Source organism: Bradyrhizobium sp. P2_E8, assembly GCF_056403875.1.
Genome location: NZ_JBFUES010001234.1, coordinates 1 through 1,918, shown reverse-complemented (window position 1 = coordinate 1,918; position 1,918 = coordinate 1). Strand labels below are relative to the sequence as shown.

The 1,918-nt window shown below is 65.6% G+C and carries 2 protein-coding genes; both read right to left on the bottom strand.

Annotation, left to right across the window (positions count from 1 at the left end; all coding sequences use genetic code 11):
- Positions 1-408, bottom strand: a 408-nt coding sequence (locus AC1D00_RS39030) for a glutaminase (protein WP_477014346.1), incomplete at its 3' end; no start/stop codon positions are given.
- A 20-nt stretch (positions 409-428) separates the two neighbouring features.
- Positions 429-1,918, bottom strand: a 1,490-nt coding sequence (locus AC1D00_RS39025) for a TRAP transporter permease (protein WP_477014345.1), incomplete at its 5' end; no start/stop codon positions are given.

Sequence of the window (1,918 nt, the reverse complement as noted above, 5' to 3'; positions counted from 1 at the left end):
GTCGTAGATCAGTCCGGTGCAGGCGATCGCGCCGGCATTGACCATCGGGTTGAACGGGTGATTGTCGGAATTGAGCCGGATCGAGTTGAAGGGATCGCCCGAGGGCTCGACGCCGATCGCGCTCTCGACGCGGCCGGCGCCCAACAGATCCAGCGCCAGCGCGAACACGAACGGCTTCGACATCGACTGGATGGTGAAGGGCACCCTGGAGTCGCCGACCTCGTAGACATGGCCGTCGAGCGTGGCGAGGCTGATGCCAAAATAGGCAGGGTCGGCCTTGCTCAGCTCGGGAATGTAGTCGGCCACGGCGCCGGACGTTTCGGCGGAGAATTCGTTGAGGCAGGTGTCGAGAAACCGCAGCAAGGGCGGCTTCGAGCGGGTCCATGCGGAGGCGGGCGGCGGTGTCATCGCCCCCTTGTGCAACGCAATCAGGGCACGCGCAACCCGTCCGGTATCGGCCCCTGCCGTCGGATCAACAGAAGCGCGATCGAGATCGTTGGCGCGAGGATCGCAAGGCCCAGCATGGTGACCTGAATCTGCGAAAGCGGCATGATCCCGCCGCCGGGAGTGGCCACCACGAAGCCGCCGATCACCAGCAGCACGCGGATCGGCCATTCCAGCGCGCCGGCGCCGCGGAGGTCGCCGACGAAGGGCTGATAGCCCTGGATGCCGCCGCAGATGAACAGCGTGCCGAACGCGGCCAGCGCCATCAGGCCGAGACCGGCGAGATAGGGGCTCGGCCCTTGCAGCACCAGCGCCGGATTGAGCACGAAGAAGAACGGGATGAAGTAGATGATGCTGCCGACCCACATCGATTCCCAGCCCGTCTTCATCGCCGGCGAGCCGGCGATGCCCGCGGCGGCGAAGGAGGCGATCGCGACCGGCGGCGTGATCGACGACAGCATGCCCCAGTAGAAGATGAACATGTGCACCGCCATCCTGTTGAGCCCGAGCTTCTCCAGCGCGGGCGCGACCAGGATGGCGAGGAAGATGTAGCAGGCCGTCGTCGTCAGCCCGAGGCCGAGAATGAGGCTGGTGAGGGCGCACATGCCGAGCAGCAGGAAGGGATTGTCGCCGGCAATATGCAGGAGGTCGTTGGCGAGGCTCGACACCACGCCGGTCATCGAGAATGCACCGATCAGCAGGCCACAGCCGGCGAGGATGCCGACCAGCTCGACGAAGGTGCGTCCGTTGACCTCCAGGAACTTGCYGATCGTGCCGAGCGTCCAGCGCGTGTCCTTCGAGAAGAGCTGGTTGAGCACCAGCAGCAGCGCGGTGGCGTAGAACGGCGCGTGGCTTTCGCGCTTGAAGTAGAGCAGCATCACGATCAGGAGCGCGATGACGAAGACGTAGTACCAGCCGTCCTTGATCGTATCCATGATCCGCGGCAGTTCGGCGCGCGGAATGCCCTTCAGCTTGTGGCGCGCCGCATAGGCATCGACCTGCATGAACAGGCCGATGTAGTAGAGCGCGGCCGGAATGATCGCGGCGATCGCGACGTCGGCGTAGCTGACATTGAGGAACTGCGCGATCACGAAGGCGGTCGCGCCCATCACCGGCGGGGCCAGCACCGCGCCCGTGGAGGCGCAGGCCTCGATCGCGCCGGCATAGGAGGCGCGAAAGCCGCTCTTCTTCATCACGGGGATGGTCATGGTGCCCGCGGTGAGCACGTTGGAGATGATCGAGCCCGACATCATGCCGAGCAGGCCGCTGGCAAAGATGCAGACCTTCGCCGCGCCGCCGCGGAACGTGCCGCACAGCGCGAAGGCGAGGTTGATGAAGAACTTTCCGGCCCCCGTCATCATCAGCGCGGTGCCGAACACGAGGAAGCCGATCACGGTGTCGGCGAAGGCCTGGATGGGAATGCCGAGCAGGCTCTCGCCCGACAGCACGTGATAGGCGGTGGCCTGCTCCAGCG